The organism is Sphingomonas sp. ABOLG (assembly GCF_003950435.1).
Taxonomy (GTDB): Bacteria; Pseudomonadota; Alphaproteobacteria; order Sphingomonadales; family Sphingomonadaceae; genus Sphingomonas; species Sphingomonas panaciterrae.
Genome location: NZ_QQWW01000014.1, coordinates 23,493 through 49,463, shown reverse-complemented (window position 1 = coordinate 49,463; position 25,971 = coordinate 23,493). Strand labels below are relative to the sequence as shown.

26 protein-coding genes and 1 tRNA gene are annotated in these 25,971 nt (G+C 66.1%); 11 read left to right on the top strand and 16 right to left on the bottom strand.

Translation table 11 applies throughout. The features are described 5' to 3' along the window. The first annotated feature begins 150 nt into the window (after window positions 1–150). Window positions 151–1,071 (top strand): SMP-30/gluconolactonase/LRE family protein, encoded by a 921-nt coding sequence (locus CA236_RS14900; RefSeq protein ID WP_125946168.1) that lies wholly within the window; start codon window positions 151–153, stop codon window positions 1,069–1,071. Between the two features lie 39 nt (window positions 1,072–1,110). Here the strand turns inward: CA236_RS14900 and CA236_RS14895 are convergent, their stop codons facing one another. Continuing rightward, window positions 1,111–2,487: an ATP-binding protein gene (locus CA236_RS14895; RefSeq protein WP_231621915.1), complete on the bottom strand. Its 1,377-nt coding sequence runs from the start codon at window positions 2,485–2,487 to the stop codon at window positions 1,111–1,113. Between the two features lie 42 nt (window positions 2,488–2,529). Between CA236_RS14895 and CA236_RS14890 the strand changes: the two genes are divergently transcribed. Further along, a complete protein-coding gene (locus CA236_RS14890) occupies window positions 2,530–2,787 on the top strand; it encodes a hypothetical protein (RefSeq protein ID WP_125946167.1) in 258 nt (85 codons plus the stop codon). Here the strand turns inward: CA236_RS14890 and CA236_RS14885 are convergent. From CA236_RS14885 to gltX, 10 genes are all read right to left on the bottom strand, one after another. Further along, a complete protein-coding gene (locus CA236_RS14885) occupies window positions 2,760–3,425 on the bottom strand; it encodes a response regulator transcription factor (protein ID WP_046409012.1) in 666 nt (221 codons plus the stop codon). The genes CA236_RS14890 and CA236_RS14885 overlap by 28 nt on opposite strands. Before the next feature lie 61 nt (window positions 3,426–3,486). Then, on the bottom strand, window positions 3,487–3,783 hold the full coding sequence (locus CA236_RS14880; protein WP_052742516.1) for a hypothetical protein: 297 nt from the start codon (window positions 3,781–3,783) through the stop codon (window positions 3,487–3,489). Window positions 3,784–3,917: 134 nt separating this feature from the next. Next, the gene (locus CA236_RS14875) at window positions 3,918–5,291 is read right to left on the bottom strand and encodes a cytochrome P450 (protein ID WP_125946166.1); all 1,374 of its coding nucleotides are present in this window, start codon (window positions 5,289–5,291) and stop codon (window positions 3,918–3,920) included. A gap of 131 nt (window positions 5,292–5,422) precedes the next feature. Further along, entirely contained in the window at window positions 5,423–6,304 is an 882-nt protein-coding gene (locus CA236_RS14870; protein WP_046409009.1) for a bestrophin family ion channel, read from the bottom strand. Window positions 6,305–6,423: 119 nt separating this feature from the next. Then, entirely contained in the window at window positions 6,424–6,843 is a 420-nt protein-coding gene (ribH, locus tag CA236_RS14865; RefSeq protein WP_125946165.1) for a 6,7-dimethyl-8-ribityllumazine synthase, read from the bottom strand. A gap of 153 nt (window positions 6,844–6,996) precedes the next feature. After that, window positions 6,997–8,187, bottom strand: coding sequence for a 3,4-dihydroxy-2-butanone-4-phosphate synthase (ribB, locus tag CA236_RS14860; RefSeq protein WP_046409007.1), 1,191 nt, complete (start codon window positions 8,185–8,187; stop codon window positions 6,997–6,999). Beyond that, window positions 8,132–8,746, bottom strand: coding sequence for a riboflavin synthase (locus CA236_RS14855; protein WP_125946164.1), 615 nt, complete (start codon window positions 8,744–8,746; stop codon window positions 8,132–8,134). The genes ribB and CA236_RS14855 overlap by 56 nt, the downstream gene beginning before the upstream one ends. Continuing rightward, window positions 8,728–9,732 carry a bifunctional diaminohydroxyphosphoribosylaminopyrimidine deaminase/5-amino-6-(5-phosphoribosylamino)uracil reductase RibD gene (gene ribD, locus CA236_RS14850; RefSeq protein WP_277600071.1) on the bottom strand — a complete coding sequence of 335 codons (1,005 nt, stop codon included), beginning with the start codon at window positions 9,730–9,732 and terminating at the stop codon, window positions 8,728–8,730. Before ribD ends, CA236_RS14855 begins: the two co-directional genes overlap by 19 nt. Beyond that, window positions 9,720–10,115, bottom strand: a complete 396-nt coding sequence (locus CA236_RS14845) for a hypothetical protein (protein ID WP_231621914.1) — start codon at window positions 10,113–10,115, stop codon at window positions 9,720–9,722. Before CA236_RS14845 ends, ribD begins: the two co-directional genes overlap by 13 nt. Further along, entirely contained in the window at window positions 10,116–11,456 is a 1,341-nt protein-coding gene (gene gltX / locus CA236_RS14840; RefSeq protein ID WP_125946163.1) for a glutamate--tRNA ligase, read from the bottom strand. A 112-nt stretch (window positions 11,457–11,568) separates the two neighbouring features. Here gltX and CA236_RS14835 point away from each other — a divergent pair, with 112 nt between their 5' ends. The 5 genes from CA236_RS14835 to CA236_RS14815 all read left to right on the top strand — a co-directional run bounded on the left by CA236_RS14835 (window position 11,569) and on the right by CA236_RS14815 (window position 15,195). Beyond that, entirely contained in the window at window positions 11,569–12,504 is a 936-nt protein-coding gene (locus CA236_RS14835) for a ribose-phosphate pyrophosphokinase (RefSeq protein WP_046409003.1), read from the top strand. 130 nt (window positions 12,505–12,634) lie between these two features. Further along, complete coding sequence (locus tag CA236_RS14830; RefSeq protein ID WP_046409002.1) at window positions 12,635–13,189, top strand: pyridoxamine 5'-phosphate oxidase family protein; 555 nt, start codon at window positions 12,635–12,637, stop codon at window positions 13,187–13,189. After that, window positions 13,186–13,386 carry a DUF2007 domain-containing protein gene (locus CA236_RS14825; RefSeq protein ID WP_046409001.1) on the top strand — a complete coding sequence of 67 codons (201 nt, stop codon included), beginning with the start codon at window positions 13,186–13,188 and terminating at the stop codon, window positions 13,384–13,386. Before CA236_RS14830 ends, CA236_RS14825 begins: the two co-directional genes overlap by 4 nt. A 130-nt stretch (window positions 13,387–13,516) precedes the next feature. Next, window positions 13,517–13,855, top strand: coding sequence for a P-II family nitrogen regulator (locus CA236_RS14820; RefSeq protein ID WP_046409000.1), 339 nt, complete (start codon window positions 13,517–13,519; stop codon window positions 13,853–13,855). A gap of 11 nt (window positions 13,856–13,866) precedes the next feature. Beyond that, window positions 13,867–15,195: an ammonium transporter gene (locus CA236_RS14815; protein WP_125946162.1), complete on the top strand. Its 1,329-nt coding sequence runs from the start codon at window positions 13,867–13,869 to the stop codon at window positions 15,193–15,195. A 185-nt stretch (window positions 15,196–15,380) separates the two neighbouring features. Here the strand turns inward: CA236_RS14815 and CA236_RS14810 are convergent, their stop codons facing one another. Beyond that, window positions 15,381–16,349, bottom strand: a complete 969-nt coding sequence (locus tag CA236_RS14810; protein ID WP_125946161.1) for a retropepsin-like aspartic protease — start codon at window positions 16,347–16,349, stop codon at window positions 15,381–15,383. A 66-nt stretch (window positions 16,350–16,415) separates the two neighbouring features. Continuing rightward, window positions 16,416–18,842 (bottom strand): ligase-associated DNA damage response DEXH box helicase, encoded by a 2,427-nt coding sequence (locus CA236_RS14805; RefSeq protein ID WP_125946160.1) that lies wholly within the window; start codon window positions 18,840–18,842, stop codon window positions 16,416–16,418. Between the two features lie 104 nt (window positions 18,843–18,946). Here CA236_RS14805 and CA236_RS14800 point away from each other — a divergent pair, with 104 nt between their 5' ends. Next, a complete protein-coding gene (locus CA236_RS14800; protein ID WP_125946159.1) occupies window positions 18,947–19,534 on the top strand; it encodes a hypothetical protein in 588 nt (195 codons plus the stop codon). Between the two features lie 26 nt (window positions 19,535–19,560). Here CA236_RS14800 and CA236_RS14795 read toward each other — a convergent pair whose 3' ends face one another. Then, complete coding sequence (locus CA236_RS14795) at window positions 19,561–19,749, bottom strand: hypothetical protein (RefSeq protein WP_125946158.1); 189 nt, start codon at window positions 19,747–19,749, stop codon at window positions 19,561–19,563. A 73-nt stretch (window positions 19,750–19,822) separates the two neighbouring features. On the opposite strand from CA236_RS14795, the gene CA236_RS14790 reads away from it, so the two are divergent. Together CA236_RS14790 and CA236_RS14785 are read left to right on the top strand one after the other, a co-directional pair. Continuing rightward, the gene (locus CA236_RS14790; RefSeq protein WP_046408996.1) at window positions 19,823–20,821 is read left to right on the top strand and encodes a ligase-associated DNA damage response exonuclease; all 999 of its coding nucleotides are present in this window, start codon (window positions 19,823–19,825) and stop codon (window positions 20,819–20,821) included. A gap of 67 nt (window positions 20,822–20,888) precedes the next feature. Further along, window positions 20,889–20,979, top strand: a tRNA-Ser gene (locus CA236_RS14785). A gap of 45 nt (window positions 20,980–21,024) precedes the next feature. Here CA236_RS14785 and CA236_RS14780 read toward each other — a convergent pair. Further along, window positions 21,025–22,572 carry a long-chain fatty acid--CoA ligase gene (locus tag CA236_RS14780; RefSeq protein ID WP_125946157.1) on the bottom strand — a complete coding sequence of 516 codons (1,548 nt, stop codon included), beginning with the start codon at window positions 22,570–22,572 and terminating at the stop codon, window positions 21,025–21,027. Between the two features lie 340 nt (window positions 22,573–22,912). On the opposite strand from CA236_RS14780, the gene CA236_RS14775 reads away from it, so the two are divergent. After that, window positions 22,913–24,979 carry a TonB-dependent receptor gene (locus tag CA236_RS14775; RefSeq protein ID WP_125946156.1) on the top strand — a complete coding sequence of 689 codons (2,067 nt, stop codon included), beginning with the start codon at window positions 22,913–22,915 and terminating at the stop codon, window positions 24,977–24,979. Here the strand turns inward: CA236_RS14775 and CA236_RS14770 are convergent. Further along, window positions 24,976–25,968 carry a DMT family transporter gene (locus tag CA236_RS14770; RefSeq protein WP_241212689.1) on the bottom strand — a complete coding sequence of 331 codons (993 nt, stop codon included), beginning with the start codon at window positions 25,966–25,968 and terminating at the stop codon, window positions 24,976–24,978. The genes CA236_RS14775 and CA236_RS14770 overlap by 4 nt on opposite strands. Window positions 25,969–25,971: the final 3 nt, after the last annotated feature.

Here is a 25,971-nt window from a genome sequence, read left to right as displayed (position 1 = left end):
CGGCCTCTGCACCTCCGCCACTATATTGGTAGCAATGTGGCCATAACGGCGCTGCCTGACTTGCTGCCCGCCGAATGCCACCGAAGCGGCTTGCTAAGCCGATCGCCTTAGACAATTCTCCCGCGCAACAAGAAAAGAGCGGAGAGGATCATGGCGGACTTCGAACTGGTGACCGACGGGCTGCGTTTTCCCGAAGGGCCAGTCTTCATGCCGGACGGCAGCATCGCGCTGGTGGAGATCGAGCCGGGGCGGATCACCAGGGTGAGACCCGATGGGTCGAAGGAGACGATCGCCGAGCCTGGCGGTGGTCCCAACGGCCTCGCGCTCGGCCCCGGCGGCATGCTCTATTGCTGCAACAACGGCGGGTTCGACTGGCACGAAAACAACGGCATGCTCGCCCCCGGCGGCATCGCCTCCAATTATTCGGGCGGCCGGATCGAACGGATCGACCCCGCAACCGGCACGGTCGAGGTGCTGTACAAGTCGGGCGATTTCGGCTGCGTCCTGCGCGGGCCGAACGACCTTGTGTTCGACGATCACGGCGGCTTCTGGTTCACCGATCACGGCAAGATGGATCACGCCAAGCGGATCCATGATGTCGTTGGCATCTTCTATGCGAAGGCCGACGGCAGCCATCTCGAGGAAGTCGTCTTCCCGTCCAACAATCCCAACGGTTGCGGCCTCTCACCCGACGGCCAATGGCTCTACGCCGCGGAAACCTACACCTGCCGGCTGATGAAATTCCGCGTCACCGCGCCGGGCAAGGTCGATACCGCGGCCGGCGTCGGCGGTGCCGGCATCCCGGTCTACCGCCCCGCGGGGTGGAAATTCTTCGATTCGCTCGCGGTGGAGGCGTCGGGCAATGTCTGCGTCGCGACGATCGGCGAAAGCGGGATCAGCGTCGTCTCGCCCGACGGCGACCTCGTTGAATTCGTCGCTACCGACGACATCTTCACCACCAACATCTGCTTCGGCGGCGATGACATGCGTGATGCCTATCTCACGCTGTCGGGCACCGGCCGGCTGGTGAAGACCCGCTGGAACCGTCCCGGCCTGAAGCTCGCCTATTGATCGCGAACGGGCGCCTTCCGCCTCGGCGGAAGGCGCCTGTCAGCTCGCCATCGGCAATCGCAGCCGCACCAGCAGCCCGCCCAAGTCCTCGCTCTCCTCCAGGCTGACGGTCCCTTCATAGATCTCCGCCACGTCGCGCACGATGGCGAGGCCAAGCCCCGTGCCCGGCTTGCCCGTGTCCAGCCTGACGCCGCGGTCGAAGATGCGGATCCGGTCCGCCTCCGGTATGCCCATGCCGTCATCCTCGACCAGGATCTCGACGAACCCGGCCTGCGCGCCCACTGTCACGAACACGCTGCCGCCGCCATATTTGGCGGCATTCTCGACCAGATTGCCCATGATCTCGTCCAGGTCCTGCCGCTCGATATGCGCGACCAGGTCCTTGGGACCATCCATGTCGATCCGCACATGCGGATAGAGCCGCCGCACTGCACGCTCGACCGATTCGACGCTCGGCCACACTTCCGCCCGGCTGTGCGCCGAGCCGCGCCGCCCGACCGCCCGCGCCCGCGCGAGATGATGGTCGACCTGCCGGCGCATCGTCCGCGCCTCGCGCACCACCGTATCGGCCAGATCGTCCGACTGCGCGGTCGCCGCGTTCATGATCACCGTCAGCGGCGTCTTCAGCGCATGGGCAAGGTTCCCGGCATGGCGCCGCGCTTCCTCCGCCTGAGTTTCGTTATGCGCGACCAGCGCGTTCAGCTCCTCGACCAGCGGCGCGACCTCGACCGGCAACGGCCCGGCGATGCGGTTGGTCCGCCCGCCCCGCATCCGCGCAATCTCCAGCCGCAGCTTGCGCAGCGGCAACAGCCCGTAAAAGGTCTGCAGCGCCGCCAGCACGATCAGCCCCAGCCCCAGCAGCAGGAAACTGCGTACCAGCGTCCGGCGCAGCGCCCCGATCTGCGCGTCGAGCCCGTCGCGATTATGCGCCACCTGGAACCGCCAGCGCACGTCCGATCCCGGCAGCTTCACGTCACGCTCGACGACCCGCAGCTTCTCGGTGCCGAACTGGTCACTGTCATAGATGTGCACCGCGCGGTCGTCGTGCGGTTGGCCATATTGCAGCTGGCGATCCCACAAGGATCGGGAGGGAAACGCCTCGCGCCCCTTTGCCGACACTTGCCAGTACACGCCGGAATAAGGCTCGAGGAAGCGCTGGTCGGCGGGCTCGCGATTGAACATCACCTCGCCCTCCGGCCCGATCTCGGCCGAGACGAGCAGCGAGCGCAGGACATATTCGAGCTGGTCGTCGAAATTCTGCGTCACCGCCGCAGTCAGCACCCGGTCCAGCGCGAAGCCGCCACCCGCCAGCAATACCGCGATCCACACCGCGGCAATGACGATCATCCGCCGGGTCAGCGACCCCGTGCTGGCGAAGCGCCCGTCCGCACTCGTTTCGTCGCGCGCCGGAACCATGCCGCCGCCCTGTTGTTCACTCGCGGAGAAAGGAGACGAAGTATGTCGCGTACCTTTCCGGTCCTCGCGATCGCGTCGCTCGGCGCGCTCATCACCAGCCTGGTCGCGGGCTTCCTGCTCGCGTCCTGGGTCTTCACCGGCATCGTTCCCGCTCATGCCGCGCCGCCGGTCATCGCCGCGCTGGATTCGCAGGCCGTGCCGGGGACCAACAGCTGGCACGAGGCGGGATATGAACGCATCGGACTATGGGAACAGCCGCAGGCCGCCGACCTTTACGCCGCCGGATCTTCCAGACTGTAACCCAGTCCCCGGATCGTGGTGATCACGTCCTGGCCCAGCTTCTTGCGGATGCGCGTCACGAACACTTCGATGGTGTTCGAATCCCGATCGAAATCCTGATCGTAGATATGCTCGATCAACTCGGTGCGGCTCACCACCTTGCCCTTGTGATGGAGCAGGTAGGACAAAAGCTTATATTCCTGCGCGGTCAGCTTCACCGGCTCGCCGGCGCGCGTCACCTTGCCGCTACGCGTGTCGAGCCGGACGTCGCCCGCGTTCAGCTCTGAGGAAGCATTGCCCGATGCGCGCCGGATCAGCGCGCGCAGGCGGGCGATCAGCTCTTCGGACTGGAACGGCTTGGCGACATAATCGTCCGCGCCTGCGTCCAGCCCGGCGACCTTGTCGGACCAGCTGTCGCGCGCGGTCAGCACCAGCACGGGCATCACCTTGCCCTCCTTGCGCCAGCGATCGAGCACGGTCAGCCCGTCGATCTCCGGCAGGCCAAGGTCCAGCACGACGGCATCGTAATTCTCGGTCGAGCCGAGGAAATGCCCTTCCTCGCCGTCCGTCGCCAGATCGATGGCGTAGCCCGCTCCTTCCAGCGTGCTCTTGAGCTGCTGGCCGAGATTGGGTTCATCCTCAACGATCAGGACGCGCATGGACTACCTCTTGTCACCAAAGGTCATGGTTAGCATTGCGGTGGCGCGCGTCAACGATCGCTCACCGACCCGTGCGGCCGATGACCTGACCCGAGCGACCATCAACATCCACCCAGATCACCGTGCCATCGCGCAGGAACTTCAACGTATAGACCGCGCTCGGCATCTCGAAATCGAAACCGATATATTGCGCGTCCTTCATCGTCGGGACGACGCGTCGCTCGATTTCCTTGATCGGCAGGATGCGCCCTTCGCGCAGCGCCCGCCACGCGGCCACGCCGTCGCGCTGCTGCTCGGCCGGCTGCGCCATCGTGGCGGCGGGCAAGAGTGACAGGGCAAGGGCGGCGAACATCCTCATGCCTCGTTGCATAGCGGGATCGGATTGAACACCTTGTGAATAGCCCCGCAATGGGACGCAGCGCATCCTTCCCCGGGTCACGGACGCCGGCCGCCGCTGCGGCAACCGGCGTCGCTGAGGTCACCGGCTCGCGATCAGAGCGGCACGAAGCGTACCGGCAGGCCGTCCTTGGGCTGTGGGATCGGGAAGATTTGCCAGTCGCTGCCCGACCCCGGTTCCAGCTCGATGCGATAGCGGCTCAGCAGCTGTGCCATCAGGATCCGGATCTGCATCGTCGCGAAATGCAGCCCGATGCACATGTGCGCCCCGCCGCCGAACGGCACCCAGGCAAAGCGATGCCGCCCCTTCGACCGTTCGGGAGAGAAGCGCTCGGGATCGAACGTCTCGGGATTGGGCCAATGCTCCGGCATCATATGGGTATAGGCGGTGTTCACCCCGACATGCGTGCCGGCCGGAATGTGATAGCCGCCAAAGGTGAAGTCGCGCATCGCGCGGCGCGGGATGGACGGCACCGGCGGCACCATCCGCAGCGCTTCCTTGAACGCCCATTCGGTCTCGACCAGCCGGTCGAGCTGCTCATAGGGCACGCCGCCGTCGTTGCTGCCCAGCGACTGGACCTCGGCGCGCAGCCGGTCCTGCCATTCGACGTGGCGGCCCAGCAGCATGACCAGGCTGGTGGCGGACGAGGTGATCGTGTCGTGCGCCGCCATCATCAGGAAGTTCATGTGATCGACGATCGCCTCGTCGGACAGCAGGGCGCCGCTTTCGTCGGTCGCGCGGCAGAATTGCGAGAAGAAGTCCTGCCCCTGCTGCTCCCCCGCCCGCCGGCGCGGGATTTCGCGGGTGAAATAATCGACCAGATATTCGCGCGCCTTCACGCCCTTGCGCATCGACGTACCGGGCAGCGGCTTGCGGATCGGCGATACCGACGCCTGCACCTCGTCGACGAAGGCCTGGTTGATCCGCGATGCCTCGGGGCCCAGCGGCACGCCAAGGAAACTGGTTGCCGCCAGGTCGAGGCTCAGCGCCTTGATCGCGCGATAGAAAGGCATCGGGCGATTGGCCCAGCCGCCCACCTGCGCCGCAATCCCCGCGTTCAGCTCGGCGGCATAATGGCGCATCGGCTCCGGCTTGAACGCCACTGACAATGCCTTGCGGTCGGCGCGATGCTTCTCGAAATCCATCAGCATCAGGCCGCGCGGGAAGACGAGGTTCAGGATCGGGCCCCAGCCCTGTTCGGAGGAGAAATTCTTCTCCTTGTCGAACAGCACCAGCTCGTTCGCTTCCGGCCCCAGCAAGACCACGCCGTCGCCCCCAAATGTCCGGTTGCGATAGACCGGGCCGTACTTGGCCACCATCCTGTTGGTGAAGCCAAGCGGGTCCTTCAGCACCCTGAAGGTATTGCCGACGAACGGCAGCCCGCGGCTTCCGGGAATGTCCTTCAGCGCCGATGGAGGATTGGCCGGCAGCCAGTGCGGATTGGCGGCGAGCGTGTGCGCATAGGCCATGGTGGCAATCTCTCTCCCGATCTTACTTACACGAGTATAAGTAAGATATTATCGGGACGCCAGACCCCATGGCGTTGCGCGCGACCGATCCCGCAGCACGTTGAAAATACTGCCTTTTGCCGGCCATTCTGTCACCACAACACGCCGTCCACCGGCTGCAACGGCGTTGGCGCTTCGTCGCCGATCGATTGCAGCAGGTCGATCTCGATCGTCCGGCACATACCCGTCAGCGGGACGTCGTGGATCGTGTTGGCGAACGGGTCGACCAAGTCATCGCCGATCTGCAGCGCGGCGAGGAACATCAGCCCGGCGACGGTCGACCCGACCGGCGTCGCGATGCCCAGCGTCTCCACCAGCCCGATCGGCAGCAGGACGCAGAACAATCGCGTGAAGAACGTGGGGAAGAAGCGATATTGGTTGGGCAAGGGCGTGTTCTTGATCCGCTCCATGCCGCCCTGCGCGTTGGAGATGTCGACGAACAATCGCTCGAAATGCGCCTGCTGGATGGTGTCGATCCAGCCCCTCTGCCGCGCATCGTCCAGCCGTCGTGAGGATCCGTCGAGGATGCCGTTGGCGACGTTCGCCCGCTGCAAGGCAGGCTCCGCCTCACCGCGCGACAGGAAGCGCAGCACCTCGGCGTCGGCCGACTGACGGCGCAACTGGCACCGCAGCGCATTCACATAAGCGACGTGGCGCAGCACGATCGTGCGCTTCAAGTCCAGCGCCTCTTCGGGCAGCAGGTTGCGCGCCGTGCGGGCCAGGCTGCGCGATGCGTTGATCATCAGCCCCCACAGGCCGCGCCCTTCCCACCAGCGCTGGTAGGCGGAGTTCGTCCGAAAGCCGAGGAACAGCGCCAGCGCCGAACCGAAGATGGTCAGCGGCAGCGATGGCGCGGTGAACGGATAATAGAAATAGACTGCCGTGACGATGCAGTCCCACACGAACAAGGCCGCGAGGGGTCGCCACACTTCGCCAACGATGTTGCCGAAGCGTGGAGTGGAAGAAACTATCATAAGGGATGCAGCGGCTCGCTTGTGGATCGGATGATCCCATACGCGCGATCGCTGCTTCAGGTCCGTGACGAACCTTTTCCGCAGGCGGGCGCCGCCCGCGCAGACTTAGCTGAGTAGGATCAAGCGAAGCGCTGATGCAGTTCCAGCATGGCGATCGCCGCCTGCGCCGCACCGCCGCCCTTGTCGAGCTGCGCCGGATCCGCGCGGCGGATCGCCTGCTCCTCATTCTCGGTGGTGAGGATGCCGTTGCCGATCGGGATGCCGTCCATGGTCAGCGCCATGATGCCCCGCGCGCTTTCGTTGGACACGATCTCGAAGTGATAGGTTTCGCCGCGGATCACGACGCCCAGCGCGACGAACGCGTCATAGCGCCCGCTCTCCGCCGCCATCGCGATCGCGCCCGGCACTTCCAGCGCGCCCGGCACGGTCACCACCTCGGCGCTATGCCCCGCCGCCTCGATCGCCGCGCGCGCGCCCGCGATCAGCATGTCGTTCAGATGATCGTAGAAACGGGCTTCCACGATGAGGACGCTTGCCATGATCTCGCCTTTCTCCTCCCCGGCTCAGGAGAGCGCCGCCGGGGCGGCAAAAAGGGGGCATTCCGTGTCCGCGCAACCAGCCGGTGCCCCCTCCCGACTGGCGTTGCCGGCCGCTGCGCAAACTGCTGGCCGAATATCTCCGCAAACAGGCCGCTATTCGCCGCCGGTACCCGGGATCGGCCGCTCGCCCACGATGGAAAGGCCATAGCCCTCCAGCCCGACGAGCGTGTGATGGGTATTGGTCAGCAGGACCATTTCCTCGACGCCCAGCTCCGCGAGGATCTGCGCACCCACGCCATAGTCGCGCAATTCCTCGACTTCCGGCTCGCCCGCACCTTTGCCCGCGGCGCGCAGTTCCATGAACCGCGTCACCACGCCCTTCATCGGGCGGTTGATCACCACGATCACGCCGGCGCCTTCCTCCGCGATCAGCTCCATCGACTTGGAAAGCAGGCCCGAGCGCTCAGAATTTTCGCCAAACATATCAACGAAGAAGCTCGCCGTGTGCATCCGCACCAGCGTCGGCCGCTCCGGATCGATCTTGCCTTTCACCAGCGCGATCGTCTCGTCGCCGGTCGCCTTGTTGTGGAACGTGACCGCCTTCCACTGCCCGCCCCAGCGCGAGTCAAAGGTCATCTCGGCCTTCTTCTCGACCAGATGGTCATAGCGCCGACGATAAGCGATCAGGTCGCGGATCGTGCCGATCTTGAGGTTGTGCAGCTGCGCGAAGGAGACGAGATCGTCCATCCGCGCCATCGTGCCGTCCTCGTTCATGATCTCGCAGATCACGCCCGAGGGGTTGAGGCCGGCCAGCCGCGACACGTCGACCGCCGCTTCGGTATGCCCCGCACGCACCAGCACGCCGCCATCGCGCGCGACCAGCGGGAAGACGTGACCCGGCGTCACGATTTCTTCGCGGCTCTTCGACGAATCGATCGCCACCGCGATCGTCCGCGCACGATCGGCCGCGGAAATGCCCGTCGTCACCCCATCGCGCGCCTCGATCGAGACGGTGAAGGCGGTTTCGTGACGGGTGCCGTTGTGCCGGCTCATCAGGTCGAGGCCCAGCGCGTCGACACGCGACTTGGTCATCGCCAGGCAGATCAGGCCGCGGCCATGGCGTGCCATGAAGTTGATCTTTTCCGGCGTCGCCATCTGCGCGGGGATGACCAGATCACCCTCGTTTTCGCGATCCTCGTCATCGACCAGGATGAACATCCGGCCATTCTTGGCCTCGTCGATGATCTCTTCCGGGGTCGAGAGAAAGGCGTGGCGCAGGCGCGCGAGTTCAGCGGGCTTTTGCACGATAATGTTCCATCCGTTGGAGGTAGCGGGCGAGCACATCGATCTCGATGTTGACGGCGCTGCCCGGCGCCAGATCTGAAAGCGTCGTCACCGCCTGGGTATGCGGAATGATGTTGACCGCGAAGATGGTCGCGCCATCGGGGTCGTCCGTCACGTCGTTGACGGTGAGCGACACGCCATCGACCGTGACCGACCCCTTGGTAGCGAGGAAGGGCGCAAGATCGCTTGAGACCCGGAAATCGACGCGCTTCGAATCGCCATCGGGCCGTACGCTGGTGACCTCGGCGATTCCGTCGACGTGGCCGGTAACGATATGACCACCAAGCTCATCGCCCAGCTTCATCGCGCGTTCGAGATTCAACCGACGCCCTTCGGACCATTGCCCCTGAGCGGTCCGCGTCAGCGTCTCGCCCGAGACGTCGAAGGCCAGCCAGTCAGGCCCCTTGTCGACGACGGTGAGGCAAACGCCCGAACAGGCGACCGAAGCCCCCAGGTCAATCTCGAGCGTTTCATAGCTGGTGGCGACAACGACGCGCGTATCCCCGCGCGTCTCAACGCGCGTAATCTCTCCGACGTCGGTTATGATCCCGGTGAACATCGCACCCGCTCGTAGACCTCGAGCCGATCGCTGCCAAGCTGGCGTGAATCGATCATTGCCCATCGATTGTGCGCATCGGCCAAGGCGCCCAACCCGATGTCGCCCAACGCATGCCTGCCGTCGCCGATCAGGATCGGGGCGCGATACAGCAGCAAGCGATCGACCAGATCCGCCGCGAGGAAAGCGGAGGCGACCCCAGCGCCCCCCTCCACGAGCAGACGATCGGCGGGAAGCCAGGCGATTTCCTCCGGGGCCGAGAGCTGAAGCACGTCATCACCCATGTCGTGGGTCGACAGGATCACGCGTTGCGGAGCGCGATTCTCCAGTCCCGGCAACCGCACGTCGAGCGCCGGGCGGTCGATCTCCCAGGTGCCTCGCCCTACCAGAATGGCCTCATGCCGGCTTCGTTCGAGATGCGCGTGCGCGCGCGCTTGCGGACCCGTGATCCAGCGGCTTTCGCCGTCAGCACGAGCGATGCATCCATCAAGCGAGGTCGCGAGCTTCAGCGTCACCTGCGGCCGGCCAAGGACGATTCGCGTGAGAAATCCGGCCAGCGTCGCGCGGGCCTCTCGCTCGCGCACACCAGATACAATCTGCACACCCGCCGCGGCGAGCCGCCCCAGCCCCTTGCCGTTGGTGCGCGGGTCAGGATCGGTCACCGCCGCGACCACGCGGTCTACACCGCTGGCGACCAGAAGGTCGGCGCAGGCGGGGCCGCGCGATGAGACATGGGCGCAGGGCTCCAGTGTCACATAAGCGGTCGCGCCCTTTGCCGCGCTTCCCGCCTCAGCGAGCGCCATCGCCTCCGCATGCGGCCGGCCGCCGGGCTGGGTCCAGCCGCGCCCGACAACAATGCCATCGCGCACCAGAATGCATCCGACGGAAGGGTTGGGATGGGTGCGCCCCTGCCCGCGGCTGGCGAGCGCCAGCGCAGCCCCCATCCAGCGCTGGTCCGCGGACGACACGCCGGCGGTCAGAGCCCCCACTTCTTCATCTTGTCCTCAAGACGCTTGAAGGATGCCTGCCGCTCGGCCAGCGCCTTCTCGCGCTCCTCGATCTGCTTCTGCTTGATCGGGGCATCGATCGCCTGCTGCGCGCGAATCTCCGCCTCGCTGCGATCGAGGCGCCATTGCTGAACATAGATGATGTCCGGCTTGTAGACCTTCTCGACCTTCGAATCCTTGGCGAAGCCGATCAGCAGCAAGCCGGTCATAAAGACGGAGAGAAACAGGAAGAACAGTTCGTGCTTCTGCCGCTGATGCAGAAACAGGCGTAGGTCGCGCACCGCGCGGAACGGGCTTAGCCGGGCAAAGAACTGCATCCGCGCAACATAGGCGCGCGCGGCCGCGACGGCCAGACCCTGGTCCAATTAGCCGCCGGAAGCGGCGCGAAGTCGCGCGAGCGCCCGGTCGCGGCCGATCAACGGCAGCAGCGCCGCCATGTCCGGCCCGTGATCGCGACCGGTGAGCGCGCGCCGCAACGGCAGGAACAGCGCCTTGCCCTTGCGTCCTGTGCGCTCCTTCAGCCGCTCGGTCAGACCGTGCCAGGGGACGCCATCCCAATCGATCGCCGCAGCTTCCTCGGCAGCAATGGCCAGATAGGCGCCATCGTCAGCCGATAGCGCCGCCGCTGTGACCGGCCCTTCGACCACGCCCCACCAGTCGGCCGCTTCCGCCACGGTCGAGAGGTTCGGCCGCACTGCTTCCCAGGCAACGGGCGTCATGGCAGGCGGCAAGCGATCGCGCACCGCTTCGAATGGGAGCTGATGGACGATCCGCGCATTCAGCTGCATCAATTCCGCCTCGTCGAACCGCGCCGGCGCTCGGCCAAAGCGGGCAAAATCGAAAGCGGCAAGCAGCGGCTCCATGTCAACCGCGGGCTCAACCGGATCGCTGGTGCCGAGCCGCGCCAGCAGCGCCCGGATCGCCTGCGGCTCCACCCCCGCCTCGCGAAGCTGGTCGACGCCAAGGCTACCCAGCCGCTTGGACAATTTGCCCTCGGCGCCGGTGAGCAGCGCGGCATGGGCAAAGGTCGGCGGGGTGCTGCCAAGCGCGGCAAACATCTGGATCTGCAAGGCGGTGTTGACGACATGGTCCTCGCCGCGCACCACATGCGTGATCCCCATGTCGACGTCGTCAATCGCGGACGGCAGCATATACAGCCATGAACCATCGGCGCGGCGCACGATCGGGTCGCTCATCGTAGCGGGATCGAACCGCTGGTGACCGCGGATCATGTCGTCCCATTCGATCGGCGCGCCATGATCGAGCCGGAAGCGCCAATGCGGCTTGATGCCCTCCGCCTCCAGCCGCGAGCGATCCGCATCGCTCAGCGCCAGTGCCCCGCGATCGTAGATGGGCGGCAGTCCGCGGCCCAGCTGGATCTTTCGCTTGAGGTCCAGTTCCTGGCTGGTCTCATAGGCCGGGTAAATACGTCCGGCCGCGACCAGCGCATCGAAGCGCGCCTGATACAGATCGAAACGCGCCGATTGCCGCGCCTCGCCATCAGCCTCAAGGTCCAGCCACGCCAGATCCTCGCGCAGCGCCTCGACGAACCGTTCTTCACTACGCTCCTGATCGGTATCGTCGATCCGCAGCATGAAGCGGCCGCCATGAGCACGCGCGAACATCCAGTTGTGCAGCGCCGTGCGGATGTTGCCGACGTGCAGCCGCCCGGTCGGTGACGGGGCAAAGCGGGTAACGATGGTCATGTCGGCGCCGGTACGCCCTGCGACGCGCGACGGCAAACGTCCTCTGAGTGCGTCGCACGATTGAAACATATGCCCGGCCCGCTAAGGGGGCGTCACGAAAGGGCGTGCTGACATGAAACTGATGACCGGCAACTCCAACCTGCCGCTGGCACGGGACATTGCCTCCTATCTGGAGCTCCCGTTGACCGAGGCTCTGGTGCGGCGATTCGCCGACGAGGAGATCTTCGTCGAGATCATGGAGAACGTCCGCGGTGAAGACGTTTTCCTGATCCAGTCGACCAGCTATCCGGTCAACGACAACCTCATGGAGTTGCTGATCTGCATCGATGCGCTGAAGCGCGCGTCGGCCAAGCGGATAACGGCGGTCCTCCCCTATTTCGGCTATGCGCGGCAGGACCGGAAGCCCGGCCCGCGCACGCCGATCTCGGCCAAGCTGGTCGCCAACCTGATCACCACGGCCGGCGCCGACCGCGTGCTCTCCGTCGACCTCCATGCCGGTCAGATCCAGGGCTTCTTCGACATCCCGACCGACAATCTGTTTGGCGCGCCGGTCATGTCCGCGGACATCCTGGCGCGCTTCGGGTCGAAGAACCTGATGGTCGTCTCCCCCGACGTGGGCGGCGTGGTGCGCGCGCGCGCGCTCGCCAAGCGGCTCGACAACGCACCGCTGGCGATCGTCGACAAGCGCCGCGAGCGCGCCGGCGAGTCGGAGGTGATGAACATCATCGGCGACGTGGAAGGGCGCTTCTGCATCCTGATCGACGATATCGTCGATTCCGCCGGCACGCTGTGCAACGCGGCCGCAGCGCTGCGTGAGGCGGGCGCCGAGGACGTCGTTGCCTATGTCACCCATGGCGTCCTCTCCGGCGGTGCCGTCGCCCGGGTCGAAGGGTCGGCGCTGCGCGAGCTGGTGATCACCGATTCGATCGGCAACCAGGAAGCCATCAGCCACGCCAAGCGTATCCGGCACCTGACGATTGCACCGCTCCTTGCGGAGGCGATCCGCCGTATCGCCGACGAGACCAGCGTCTCCTCGCTGTTCGACTGAGATCGTCGGGTGCATTCCTGACACCTCGCACCGCTGGTGACTACCGGCGGTGCGGTGGATCGGACGCATCGTAAATGGTAGGCAGGCGCCGCGAGCCATCCTTCTCGCCTGAACAGGGGAGCACGCCTGCATGGCGGAATTCTTTCCGGCGCTGAACGACGCGCATCGTGCCTTCATCGCCCGGCAGCCGGTCTTCTTCGTGGCAACGAGCGCGCCCGGCGCGCGGATCAACCTCAGCCCCAAGGGCATGGACACGTTCCGCGTTCTGGACCCGACCACCGTCGCCTATCTCGACGTTGCAGGATCGGGCAATGAGACCAACGCGCACCTGCTCGCCGACGGGCGCATCACCATCATGTTCTGCGCCTTCGATCAGCCCGCACTGATCTTTCGCATCTACGGTCGGGGCCGCCCAGTCCTTCCCCAGGATCCGGAATGGCGCGCGCTGTATAGCGAGTTTCCGCCACTGCCCGGCACGCGGCAGATCTTCGTCGTGGCGATCGACCAGGCGCAGACGTCCTGCGGCTGGGGCGTGCCGCAGATGACGCTGGATCATCCGCGTGAGACGCTGAACAAATATAACGCCAAGTACAGCGATGAAGAGCGGCTGGCCTATTGGCAGGGCAGCAACGCGAAAAGCATCGATGACTTGCCAGTACGCACGCCCGACGCGCTGCCGCGCTGATGCTGGTCGAACTGGGTCGCTATGACCGCAATCTTGCCAGCATCCTCGCCGCGCGATTGGAGAGCGAAGGAATAGTCGCGCTCACCTTCGATGCCGGGGCGTCGATCGCCGACGGCAGCTGGTTGCTGATCCCCGTGCGCCTGATGGTCGATGAGGATGATCTTGATCGTGCCAGGTTCGTAGTCGACGATGCCTAATTCTTGAGCATGTTTTCGCATATGCACAAAAAGTAACGTGCCAAATGTGGTTGCCGTGACCATGCACTAGGCAGCGGCGGTTTGGCACATCTGTTGCGAAGTACCTTTCCCGGTAACGGAAGGGGGCGCGATGAAACTGGTCATAGCCATCATCAAGCCGTTCAAGCTCGACGAAGTGAGGGAAGCACTCACCGGGATCGGGGTGGCGGGGATGACAGTCACCGAGGTGAAGGGTTTCGGGCGCCAGAAGGGGCAGACCGAAATCTACCGCGGCGCCGAATACAGCACCAACATGGTGCCCAAGATCAAAATCGAAGTGGTTTGCCCGGTCGACCTCGCGGATCGCGTGGTCGAGGCGGTGCAGGCGGCCGCGAACACCGGCGCGATCGGTGACGGCAAGATCTTCGTCCTCGATGTCGGGCAGGCGGTGCGCATCCGCACCGGCGAAACCGACGATACGGCACTCTGAGGGGGGTGGTGATGAAGCAGATAATCAGGACTGCCCTGGCATTGGGCGTGGCGGCAACAGCCGCGGCGGCGGCACCCGCCTGGGCCCAGGCAGCCGCGCCGGTGCCCAACAAGGGCGACACCGCCTGGATGATGACCGCGACCGTGCTGGTCATGACGATGATCGTACCCGGGCTGGCGCTGTTCTATGGCGGCCTCGTACGGACCAAGAACATGCTGTCGGTGCTGACCCAGATCCTGGCCGTCGCGAGCTTCGCGATGATCATCTGGGTGACCTACGGCTACACCATGGCGTTCGGTGACGGCGGCAACGCCTTTATCGCCGGGTTCAACAAGCTGTTTCTTGCCGGGGTCAACGCCGACTCGACGGCGGCGACCTTCACCGACGGTGTCGTCATCCCGGAATATGTCTTCATCGCCTTCCAGATGACCTTTGCGGCGATCACCGTCAGCCTAGTGGTCGGTGGCCTGGTCGAGCGGATGAAGTTTGCCGGCCTGATGGTCTTTGCGCTGATCTGGCTCACCATCGTCTATTTCCCGATCGCGCACATGGTGTGGGCGGGCAACGGCCTTCTCTTTAATTGGCAGCCCGCCGCGCTCGACTTCGCCGGCGGCACGGTGGTTCACATCAACGCCGGCATCTCGGCGCTGGTCGGGGCGATCATCATCGGCCCGCGGCTGGGCTACAAGAAAGAGATCATGGCCCCGCACTCGCTGGTCATGACGCTGATCGGCACCGGCCTCCTGTGGGTCGGCTGGTTCGGGTTCAACGCCGGATCGGCGCTGGAGGCCAATGGCTCGGCGGCGCTGGCGATGATCAACACCTTCGTCGCCACGGCGGCGGGTGTATTGTTCTGGATGCTGACGGAACGGATGCTGGGCCACAAGGGATCGATGCTCGGCGCCTGCTCCGGCGCGATCGCCGGCCTGGTCGCGGTGACCCCGGCGGCGGGCAATTCGGGGCCGTTCGGCGCCATCCTGCTGGGTGCGATCGCGGCCATCATCTGCGCCTATTTCGTGGTCGCGGTGAAGCCCAAGCTCAGCCTTGACGACTCGCTGGATGCGTTCGGAATCCACGGCATCGGTGGCATCGTGGGGTCGATCGGCACGGCATTCACCATGCTGCCGGGCCTCGGCGGGCCTGGCGCTGCAGACTATGCCCTGGGGCCGCAGCTCGTGACCCAGGTGGTCGCGGTGCTCATCTCGGTGGCCTGGGCCGGCGTCGGATCCGCCATCGCCTTCTCGATCGCCAAGGCGACCGTCGGGCTGCGGGTCAGCGAAGAGGTGGAGCGCGAAGGGCTCGACCTCAGCGAGCATGGCGAGCGCGCCTACAATTATTGACGAGATTGGGAGCCGGCTGCGGCCGGTTCCCAGACGATGTTCCTCCTGCGGACGCACTAGGCCCGGTACGAAAGTGCCGGGCCCTTTTTTATGGGCCATCGGCCGCGACGAGGCGTCAACCGGAGTCGTTCGGCCGCTTCTGGCCGCCTTTGGGCGCATTCGGCCCTTTATGGAGAAATCCGGCCCTAGCCGCGGCGCGCGGCGCCGCGCGGCAGCAGCAGGCGCAGTTCGCGGTTGGCGAAATCGATCTGAACGCGGGTGAACAGTTTCAGCACGTCCATGCCGAGCATGATCGCCGGTTTCTTTTCCAGCCCGAACACGCGGAATGGCGGCACGTCGGCAAAGGCCACCGGCATGTCGCGGATCTCCGCATCGCCGATCTTGATCGACTTGACCGACCCATAATCGGCGACGAGTTCGCCGCCCGTCACGCTGATCAGCGTGATCGGGGTGACCTTGCCGCGCTTGGCGAGCCGCTTGCGCAGCGCGAGGTTGCCCATCGACACCACGCTGCCGGTATCGAGGATGACGCGGACCCGTTCCCCGCCGACCCGCGCGTCGGTGACGACGAGCTGGCCGAACAGGCTTTTCGCCTGGATGACGATTTCGTCGGGCGCGCGGCGGACTCGCTCGCCGCGCTTGCGCGCCGGCGTCACCGTCATCCGCTGCTGATCGAAATCGATCGCCAGCGCATGGCCCTGAAGCGCGTCGATGCCGAGCATGCCGGGCGCGCCGAGGTTCGCCGCCGATAGCGCCGGCGCCTCGATCCGCTCCCCGCCGAGCGTGCTGACGGAAATTGACGGGATCACCACCGTGCCGACATCCTGTGTCCCGGTCATCCCGGTCAGGCGGACGTTGCGGCCGCCGGGGAGGCGAAGCCGCGCCGCCAGTTCGCGGCTGATCACCGTTCGCTGGGCGCCGGTATCGATGACGAACTGATAGGGCCCCGCCCCCGCGATCTGGACCGGCACCGTCATGCGCGGGCCGTCGACGCCGAAATCGAGATGCTCGCCGGTGGGCACGGCCGGATCCTCGGCATGGCCGAGCCCGATGTGCGCGGCGTAATCGGTGATCGGCGCGGGCGGCACCACGGGCTGCTGATCGTCCGCATTGGCGAGCAGCGACAGGAGCGGCAAGGCAAGCCAGCGGCGCATGCAGCGATGAAGCGCCCGATCCGGACCCTTGTCAATCGTTATCCCGGGCGGCGGAAGCCCGCACCCTCAGTCGAGCCGCATCGCCTCCCCGGCGAGTGCCTCCGCCTCGATCAGCAGCGCATCGTCCGCGCTGCCGGTGGCGACTCGTTCGCGGCCGATCAGCACCAGCACCGGCACCGCAAGCGGGGACACACGCGGGAGATCGACGTGGAGCATCGTCCCCGCCGCGCGATCGAGCAGGTCGGCGAGGCGGCCGACGTCGGTCATGCGCGCGCGGGCGTCGGCCCAGGCAGCCTCCAGCAGGATATGGCCCGGTTCGTACTTGCGCAGCACGTCGTAGATGAGGTCGGTGGAGAAGGTGACCTGCTTGCCGGTCTTGCGCTTGCCGGGATGCTGCCGCTCGACGAGCCCGCCGATCACCGCGACTTCGCGGAAGGCGCGTTTCAGCAGGTGCGACTGCTGTACCCAGTCGACGAATTCATGCTCAAGGATGTCGGGCGAGAAGAGCGCGGCGGGATCGGTGACGGGATCGATCGAATAGGTGGCGATCGCATAATCATTGGCGACGAAGCCGAGCGGCTTCAGCCCCGCGGTTTCCATCCGCCGCGTGATCAGCATGCCGAGCGACTGGTGCGCGTTCCACCCCTCGAAGGAATAGGCGACCATGTAGTTGCGCCCTTCGCGCGGGAAGGTTTCGACGAGCAGCTGGTCGGGATGCGGCAGCGCGGAGCGGCGGGCCTGGATTTCCAGCCATTCGCGCACGTCATCGGGGAAGCGCGCCCATTCGGCAGGCGTATCGAGGAAGCCGCGGACGCGATCAGCGAGGTTGGTGGAGAGCGGCATCCGGCTGCCGCCATAAGTGGGGATTCGCGCGGGCCGCGCGGTGGCGCGGACGATCAGATCCTCGGTATCGATCTTCTCCACCTCAAGGCTCATCCCGGCGAAGAAGAAGGTGTCGCCATGGCTGAGCGTGGAGGCGAACGCCTCCTCCACCTTGCCCAGCGCGCGGCCGTTGCGGAAGCGGACCTTGAGCATCGTCGCCTCGACGATGATTCCGGCGTTGAGGCGATGCTGCGCGACGAATTTCGGATGGCTGACGCGCCACAGGCCATCGGCATCCTGCGTCAGCCGCTTGAAGCGATCATAAGCGCGAAGCGAATAGCCACCGTCGCGAATGAAGCCGAGCACCTTGTTGAACAGTTCATCAGTGAGCGCCGAATAGGGCAAGGACGAGCGGATCTCGTCAAGCAATGCGGCCTGATCGAACGGGGCGGCGCAGGCGCAGGCCATGACATGCTGCGCCAGCACGTCGAGCGCGCCCATGCGGAACACGTCGGTATCAAGCTCGCCGGCCTCCACCGCGTCGAGCGCGGCGCGCGCCTCGAGATATTCGAAGCGGTTGCCGGGGACGACGATCGCCTCCGACGGCTCATCAAGGCGGTGATTGCTGCGGCCGATGCGCTGGAGCAGGCGCGACGATCCCTTGGGGGCGCCCATCTGGATGACGCAATCGACATCCCCCCAATCGACCCCCAGGTCGAGGCTGGCGGTGGCGACCAGCGCGCGCAGGCGGCCGCCAGCCATCGCCGCCTCCACCTTGCGCCGCGCCTCTTTTTCCAGGCTGCCGTGATGGATGCCGATCGGCAGCTGCATCTCGTTCGCCTTCCACAGATCCTGGAAGATCAGCTCAGCCAGACTGCGCGTGTTGCAGAAGACGATGGTGGTCTTGTGAGTCTCGATCTCCGCCATCACCTGCGCCGCGGCATAGCGGCCGGAATGGCCCGCCCAGGGCACGCGATCCTCGGGCAGCAGGATGGCGATATTGGGATCGACGCCGGTTTCGCCCTGCACCAGGCTGACGCTGTCGATATCGCCGTCGGGCGCAAGCCAGGCGCGATAGCCGTCGGGATCGGCGACCGTGGCGGACAAGGCGACGCGGCGCAGGCCAGGTGCGATCGCCTGAAGCCGGGCCATGCATAGCGACAGCAGGTCGCCGCGCTTGCCGGTGGCGAAGGCGTGCACCTCATCGATCACGATCGTGCGCAGGCCGGCGAACATGGTGAAGCTGTCGGGGTAGCTCAGCAGCAGCGACAGCGATTCGGGTGTGGTGAGCAGGATCTGCGGCGGCTTCACCCGCTGGCGGGCCTTGCGATCCGACGGGGTGTCGCCGGTGCGGGTTTCGACGCGGATGTCGATGCCCATTTCGTCGAGGCCCATTTCATCGAGGGGCGTGACGAGGTTGCGCTGAATGTCGACCGCCAGCGCCTTCAACGGCGAGACATAGAGGGTGTGGAGCCCCTCGGTCGGCTGCTCGATCAATTCCGCAAGCGTGGGGAGGAAGCCGGCGAGCGTCTTGCCCGCGCCAGTCGCGGCGACGAGCAGCGCGTGCCGCCCGGCGCGGCCCTCGGCGAGCATGTCGAGCTGGTGGCGGCGCGGAGACCAGCCCCGCGACGCGAACCAGTCGGCCAGCGGGGTCGGAAGTGAAACAGTCATCGCGTCGACATATAGGGTCGGGGCACGGTTACAGAATGGGACGGCCAATGCTGAGCGGCACATGCCGCAAGTTTTTGGCAATTCATCGCGCTTATCCCGGAGCCATGAACGCTTTTGTCTCGATCGCAGACGTTGATTCGACGGTGGTTCAGGGAGGGAAGATCGTGGCGGATGCCGCGCCGCTGCTTCCGCTTGGCCCGTTCAACGCTGCCACTGCGCAGGTCAACGAATGGCGCGGCCGCTGCCTTGATGCCTTCACCCGCGGCGAGACGGCGGTCACCGAATGCCTCGCCGTCCTGTCCGGGGTGGGTGAGCGGGGCAAGAGTGTCAAATTGCCCCTGCTGATCGGCCAGCGCCTCGATTCTCTGTCCGCCGCGATCGGCCCGGGCGGGCCGTTCGCCGCGGAGGCGGGCAAGGCTGCGGCTGCGACGCTGGAGGAGTATCGCGCGCACGCCGGCTTTCGCAACATGCTGTGCCATGGGACGAGCAAGGTGACCCTGGACTCGCGCGCGCGCTGGACATTGGTGCTGAGGCAAGTGGCGCTACGCGGCGGCGCATTGTGTCGCGAGACATTGGTCCTGGACGAGACCGAAGCGCAGGCGCTGCGGGACCAGATCGCGCGGCTGTCGCAGCGCCTTGCCTCACAGCTTGGCCATGTCAGCGCGCGCCTGACCGCCGCGCCGACGGCCTGACCGCGCCGGCCCACATCAGCCCCGCATCAACCGCGGGCGGCATCCTCGCGCGATTGCTCCTCATACAGGCGATGCGTCGCTTCCTCGGTGCGGCGTTCCTGCTCGGGCGTCACCTTGTTGCGGAACTTCGCGATAGCGATCGCCAGGCCGAGGATGATGAAGCCGCCGATGACCACGAAGACCCAGAGACTGTCGCCTAGTGCCTGATGTTCCATGCCGGTCTCTCCTTTTTCTTACTGACACAACGAGGCGCCGGGGCGATTTGATCCGCTCGTGCGTACTGCCCCCATGCCCAAGCTTGGCGACTGGCTCGAACCTCACCCCCATGGCATCTTCGTTCGCCCGGCCGATGCCTGGGTCGATCCCTCCCTGCCCCAGCCACGCGCGCTGGTGACTCATGGCCATGCCGACCACGCGCGCGGCGGGCATGGCGCGGTGTGGGCGACGCCCGAGACGCTGGCGATCATGGACACGCGCTATGGCGAGCAGGCGGGACACCCGGTAGGCTATGGCGATAGCGTGCGGCTGGGCGAGGTGCAGGCCACCTTCGTTCCCGCCGGCCATGTGCTGGGCTCGGCGCAGATCCTGCTGGAATATCGCGGCGAGCGGATCGTCGTGTCGGGCGACTACAAGCGCCGGCCGGACCCGACCTGCGCGCCGTTCGAGCCGGTGGCGTGCGATGTGTTCATCACCGAGGCGACGTTCGGCCTCCCCGTGTTCCGCCACCCCGATACGGGGGACGAGATCGACAAGCTGGTCGCGCGGCTGCACGCCAACCCGGATCGCTGCGTGCTGGTCGGCGCCTATGCGCTGGGCAAGGCGCAGCGGGTGATCGCCGAGCTGCGCGAGCGCGGGCATGAGGCGCCGATCTATATCCATGGCGCGTTGCAGCGATTGTGCGACCTTTATGCCGATCATGGCGTGCGGCTGGGCGAGCTGATCCCTGTCGCGGGGGTGCCCAAGGCAGCGATGGCGGGGCATGTCGTGATGTGCCCGCCCGGCGCGCTCAACGACCGCTGGTCGCGCCGCCTGCCCGATCCGATCACCGCGATGGCGAGCGGGTGGATGCGGGTGCGCCAGCGTGCGCGACAGAAGCTCGTCGAGCTGCCGCTGATCATGTCCGACCACGCCGATTGGGACGAGCTGACCGACACGATCGAGGAAATCGCGCCGCGCGAGGTGTGGGTGACTCACGGGCGCGAGGAGGCGCTGATCCACTGGTGCGCGATGCGCCAGATCAAGGCGCGCGCGCTCGCGCTGGTCGGCTTCGAGGACGAGGACGATTGATGCGTGTGCGGCAAACGCTTGCGCGCGGCGAAAGACCGGCCTAGGGCGCGCTACTTCCAGGACATGCGGAGCGGTGGCCGAGTGGTCGAAGGCGCTCGCCTGGAAAGTGAGTATACGGCAAAACCGTATCGAGGGTTCGAATCCCTCCCGCTCCGCCACTCTTCTTTCTCTTATATTTCATCCCCGCTGACGCCACCCGGGCGCTAGCGCTCCAGCATCAGGCCGCCGTCGGCGAGCATGTCGCGCAAGGTGCGTTTCAGGACCTTGCCGGAGGCGTTCTTGGGCAGTTCGGCGATGAAGGCGACAGCCTTTGGCTTCTTGTAGCTGGCGATATGGTCGCGGCAGTGCCGGATCAGCGCGGCGGCGTCCGTGGCTTCGCCGTCGCGGGTGGCGATGATCGCGACGACGCTTTCGCCCCACACGGGATCCGCCATGCCGACCACCGCTGCCTCCAGCACGGCGGGGTGACGGTAGAGCACTTCCTCCACCTCGCGCGGGTAGACGTTCTCCCCGCCGGTGACGATCATGTCCTTCTTGCGATCGACGATGGTGAGATAGCCGTCCGCATCCCAGCGGCCGACGTCGCCGGTGTGGAACCAGCCGTCGGTGAAGGCCCGGGCCGTCGCCTCCGGGTTGCGCCAATAGCCGGTGAGGACCTGATCGCCCTTCACCACGATCTCCCCCTCCACGCCAGGCGCAACGTCGGCCATCGCCTCATCGACGACGCGGACTCGGGCGAGCAGCATCTGGCGGCCGACCGAGTTCAGGATCGGCAGGCCCTCATCGATCGCGCGATCATGCTCGTCGGCGGTCAGGACCATGACGTTGCCGGCAAGCTCGGTCATGCCGAAGCCAGTGCCGAAGCGCACCTGCGGCCATTTTTCCCGCGCACGCAGCAGCACGGCGGCGGGCATCGCGGAGGCGCCATAGCCGACGTTGCGCAACGAGGAGAGGTCGTAACCGGGCATGGCGGGGTGATCGAGCAGCAGCGCGATCATCGTCGGGGCGGCGGCGGTGGAGGTGATACGGTGACGTTCGATGATGGCGAACAGCGCCTCGGGCACGAAGTTGGGCAGGATGGTCAGTTCAGCGCCGCGCAGATGGTTCACCACCATGCCGTAGCCGGCGACGTGATACATCGGGAAGGTGAGCAGATAGTGGGAATCGGGCTCCTTGTCCCAGCTCACCAGGCTGTTGAACACGGCGGCCATGACGTTGCGATGGGTGAGCATCGCGCCCTTGGGCAAGCCGGTAGTGCCCGAGGTGTAAAGCAGCCAGGCGATCGAATCCTCTGATGGCGGGGGCAGCGGTTGCGGCGTGCCGCTGGCCAGCAACGCATCGAAGCTGGCCGCCCCTTCCGCCGCGGCACCGATCACCAGCAAGTGCCGGACCGAGGGAATCTGATCGCGGATGGCGCGGATTGCGCCGAGATATTTGTCCTGGACGATCAGCACGCTGGGCGCGGCATCGTTGATGATCCAGGCGAGCTCGGCCGGGGCGAGGCGGTAGTTGAGGAAGGTTAGCGTCATGCCGGCGCCGGGCACGGCATAATAACAGAGCGCATATTCGAGGCAGTTTTCGGCGAGGATCGCCACCCGGTCGCCCGGCTGCGCGATGCCGAGCAGCGCCTGCCCGAGCCGCCAGCAATCGTCGCGCATCTGGCTGTACGTGATCGCGCGCTCGTCCAGGCGCACCGCGACACGATCGGGCGCCCGGTGCGCCGCATGCACCGGAACCTCGCTGAGCAGCATTCATCCTCTCCTGTCTGTCGCAGGCAGGACGCGAGCTTAGCCGAAGGCGGGACGGGTTCAACCGCGTTGGATGGCCCGGCGGTTTATCCGGACGAACGTGTCAAAATGTTGCTGCGAATGATTTGCATTGACCTATATAGCCCCGTGCCGCAGGGCACGATGCAATTGCGAGTCAGTCTCACAAAGGGGTTTCATGTTCCGGACGTCCATGCTGTGCTCAGCGGCTTTTTGCACGCTGTCTCTCGCAGCGCTGTCACCCGCCCAGGCGCAAACTGAGGTTCAGGCGCAAACTGGCGCCCAGTCGCAGACAGAGGCAGGGTCAAGCGACCCGTCGGTCACGGTGGCGAACGCCAAGGAACCCGCCAGGAGCGGGACGCGCCAGGACGCGCCGACCGGCGACATCGTGGTGACCGCCGCGGGCTACGCCCAGCGCATCGTCGACGCCCCCGCGAGCATCAGCGTCATCGACCGCGCCGATCTGCAGGACAAGAGGTTCGGCAGCCTCGCCGAAGCGCTGGTCGACGTGCAGGGGATCGACGTCGGCGGCGAGGCGGGCAAGACCGGCGGCCTCAACATCTCGATCCGCGGCATGCCGAGCGATTATACATTGGTGCTGATCGACGGGCGGCGGCAGAATCCGCCGGGCGGAGTCACCCCGAACGGGTTTGGCGAAACCTCCACCAGCTTCATCCCGCCCTATTCGGCGATCGAGCGGATCGAGGTGGTGCGCGGGCCGATGTCGACGCTGTACGGGTCGGACGCGATGGGCGGGGTGGTGAACATCATCACCCGCAAGGTCGGCGATCGCTGGGTCGGATCGGCGACGGCGGAAAGCACCGTTCAGTTCGACGAGCGGTTCGGCAACATCCAGTCGGTCAACGGCTTTGCGCAGGGCCCGGTGGTGCGCGACCTGCTGGGCCTGACGCTGCGCGGCAGCGTGTTCCATCGCGAGGGTTCGAACATCCCCATCCCCGGTGACCCGGCGCTGACGCTGGGGCGCAATCCCGTCCGGTCGGACGTCTATACCTATGGCGGGCGGCTGACGCTGACGCCGCATGCGGACCATGACCTGTGGCTGGAATATGACCGCAACGAGCAGCGCTATGACAATAGCGAAGGGCGGCTCGGCACGCTGGGTTCCGGCGGCTATGCGCCCGAGCAGCGGTTCAACCGGTCGAACTATGTGCTGGCGCACAGCTGGCGCAGCCCAATCGGCACGCTGGACACGACGCTGACGCGCAACGAGACCGAGACGATCGGTCGCCTGATCCCCAACGGCACGCCCGGGCAGGTGCCCGGCAGCCCGCGCGAGCTGCAGGCGCGCAACGACATCATCGATTCACGCCTGGCCGGCAAGCAGGGCCCGGTCGCCTTCACCGTGGGCGGTCAATATTGGCACGCCCGGATGGTCGAGGGTGTGGCGCCCGAACCCTTCACCTTCACCCAATGGGCAGGCTTTGCGGAAGCGACGCTGACCGTCGTGGAGGACGTGAAGCTGACGGGCGGCGTGCGCTATGACAATCATTCCACCTTTGGCGACAAATGGTCGCCGCGCGCCTATGCGGTCTGGAACGTCTCCGACGCGCTGACGCTGAAGGGCGGGGTGAGCCGTGGTTTCAAGACGCCGCGGGTCGAGCAGATCGCGGAAGGCATCATCGGCTTTGGCGGACAGGGTCGTATCCCGCTGCTCGGCACGCCCAGCCTGACGCCGGAGACGACGACGACCTATGAGGCGGGCGTCTATTACGACAATGGCGGCCTGTTCAGCGGCAATGTGACGCTGTTCAACAATGATTTTGACGACAAGATCGCGACGGGCCCGGGTATTCCCAACTGCCGCTTCGCCGGCAATCCGAACCGACCGGGCTGCCTCGATGTCGGCAATTTCCCCGCCGTCGACCTGTTCAGCCAGTCAATCAACATCGACAAGGCGCGCACGCGCGGGATCGAGGCGGCCGGACGGGTGGAATTCACCCCCACTCTCTCGCTGGCCGCCAATTACACCTACACCGAAAGCGAACAGCTGAGCGGTCCCGAGGCTGGCCTGCCGCTGATCGGCATTCCCAAGCATATGGTGAACGCCAATTTGCGGTGGCGACTGACCGAGAAGGCGACGGTGTGGACGCGCGCCGAGATCCGGTCGAGCCGGTACCGCGGCAACAATGACCAGCAGCGTGCGGTGGGCGACTTCCGCGGCTATGAGCTGTTCCACCTGGGCGGATCGTATCAGGTGACGCCGGCGCTGCGCCTGTCGGCAACGCTGTGGAACATCCTCGACACCGATTACGCGGTGTACGAGCCCTATCTGAGCGGCACCGCTGCCGCGCCCGTGACGGCGTTCACGCCGGCCTATTCGATCAACCAGGAAGGACGCCGCCTGCTGGTTTCGGCCAACGTCGACTTCTAACGCGCCGGCTCCCCGGCATCGCTCGCCAGTGGGCGGGGCCGATGCCGGGGGCGGTGCGCGTGGATGCAGGACAGCACGCTGGCGATGACCAGCGTCGCGGCGGCGATCTCCGCCGGGGTGGGCCAGCGCTGTTCCCAGAGGAAGCCGTAGAGCAGCGCAAAGAGCGTTTCGAACAGGATCATCTGCCCCACCATCGTCAGCGGGAGCAGGCGGCTCATCTTGTTCCACAAGGCGTTGCCGATGATCGACGCGGCCACCGCGACGCCAACCGACACGGCGGCGAATTGCCCCCACGCGGTCATGCCGTGCGCAGCCGCCGTGCCCGACAAGGCGAACGGCAGAAGCACGATCGCCTGCGCGCCGGTGGCGAGGCCGATCAGCAGGTTCCAGTCATGCACCGAGACGCCCGGCCGGCTGGCCAGCGCACGGGCATTGCCGACGGCATAGACCGTCCAGCAGATGAGCGCCCCGATGGCGCACGCCAGCCCGACGATGCTGCGCGTGCCCGGGGTTGCTGCGGAGGGATCGAGCGCCTGCCAGCCGATGCACAAGGCCGCGCCCGCGCCGAGTAGCAGCGACGGCGCAAGCTGGCGTAGCGGGACGGCATCGCGATCCCGACTGCCGACGATCGTCACCGCAACCGGCAAGAAGCCGATCACCAGCGATGTGAGCGGGATACCCGCCGTCTGCACCCCGGTGGACAGCAGCACATAGTAAAGTGTGTTGCCGGTGAGCGCGAGCCACGCCAGCGTCAGCCAATCTCGTCGCGTCAGCAATCGGGACAGCCGCCGCCACTGCGGGCCGATCAGCGCAGCGGCGATCGCGCCATAAGCGAGATAGCGGCCGACGGTGAGCTGGAGCGGGGTGAAATCACGCACCAGCGCGGGGGCAAGGAACACCAGTCCCCACAAGGCGCCCGCCGCGGCACCGCAAGCGGTGCCGCGTGCGATCGCACTGCCATGACGCGCGCCGATGATCGATGCTGACACACG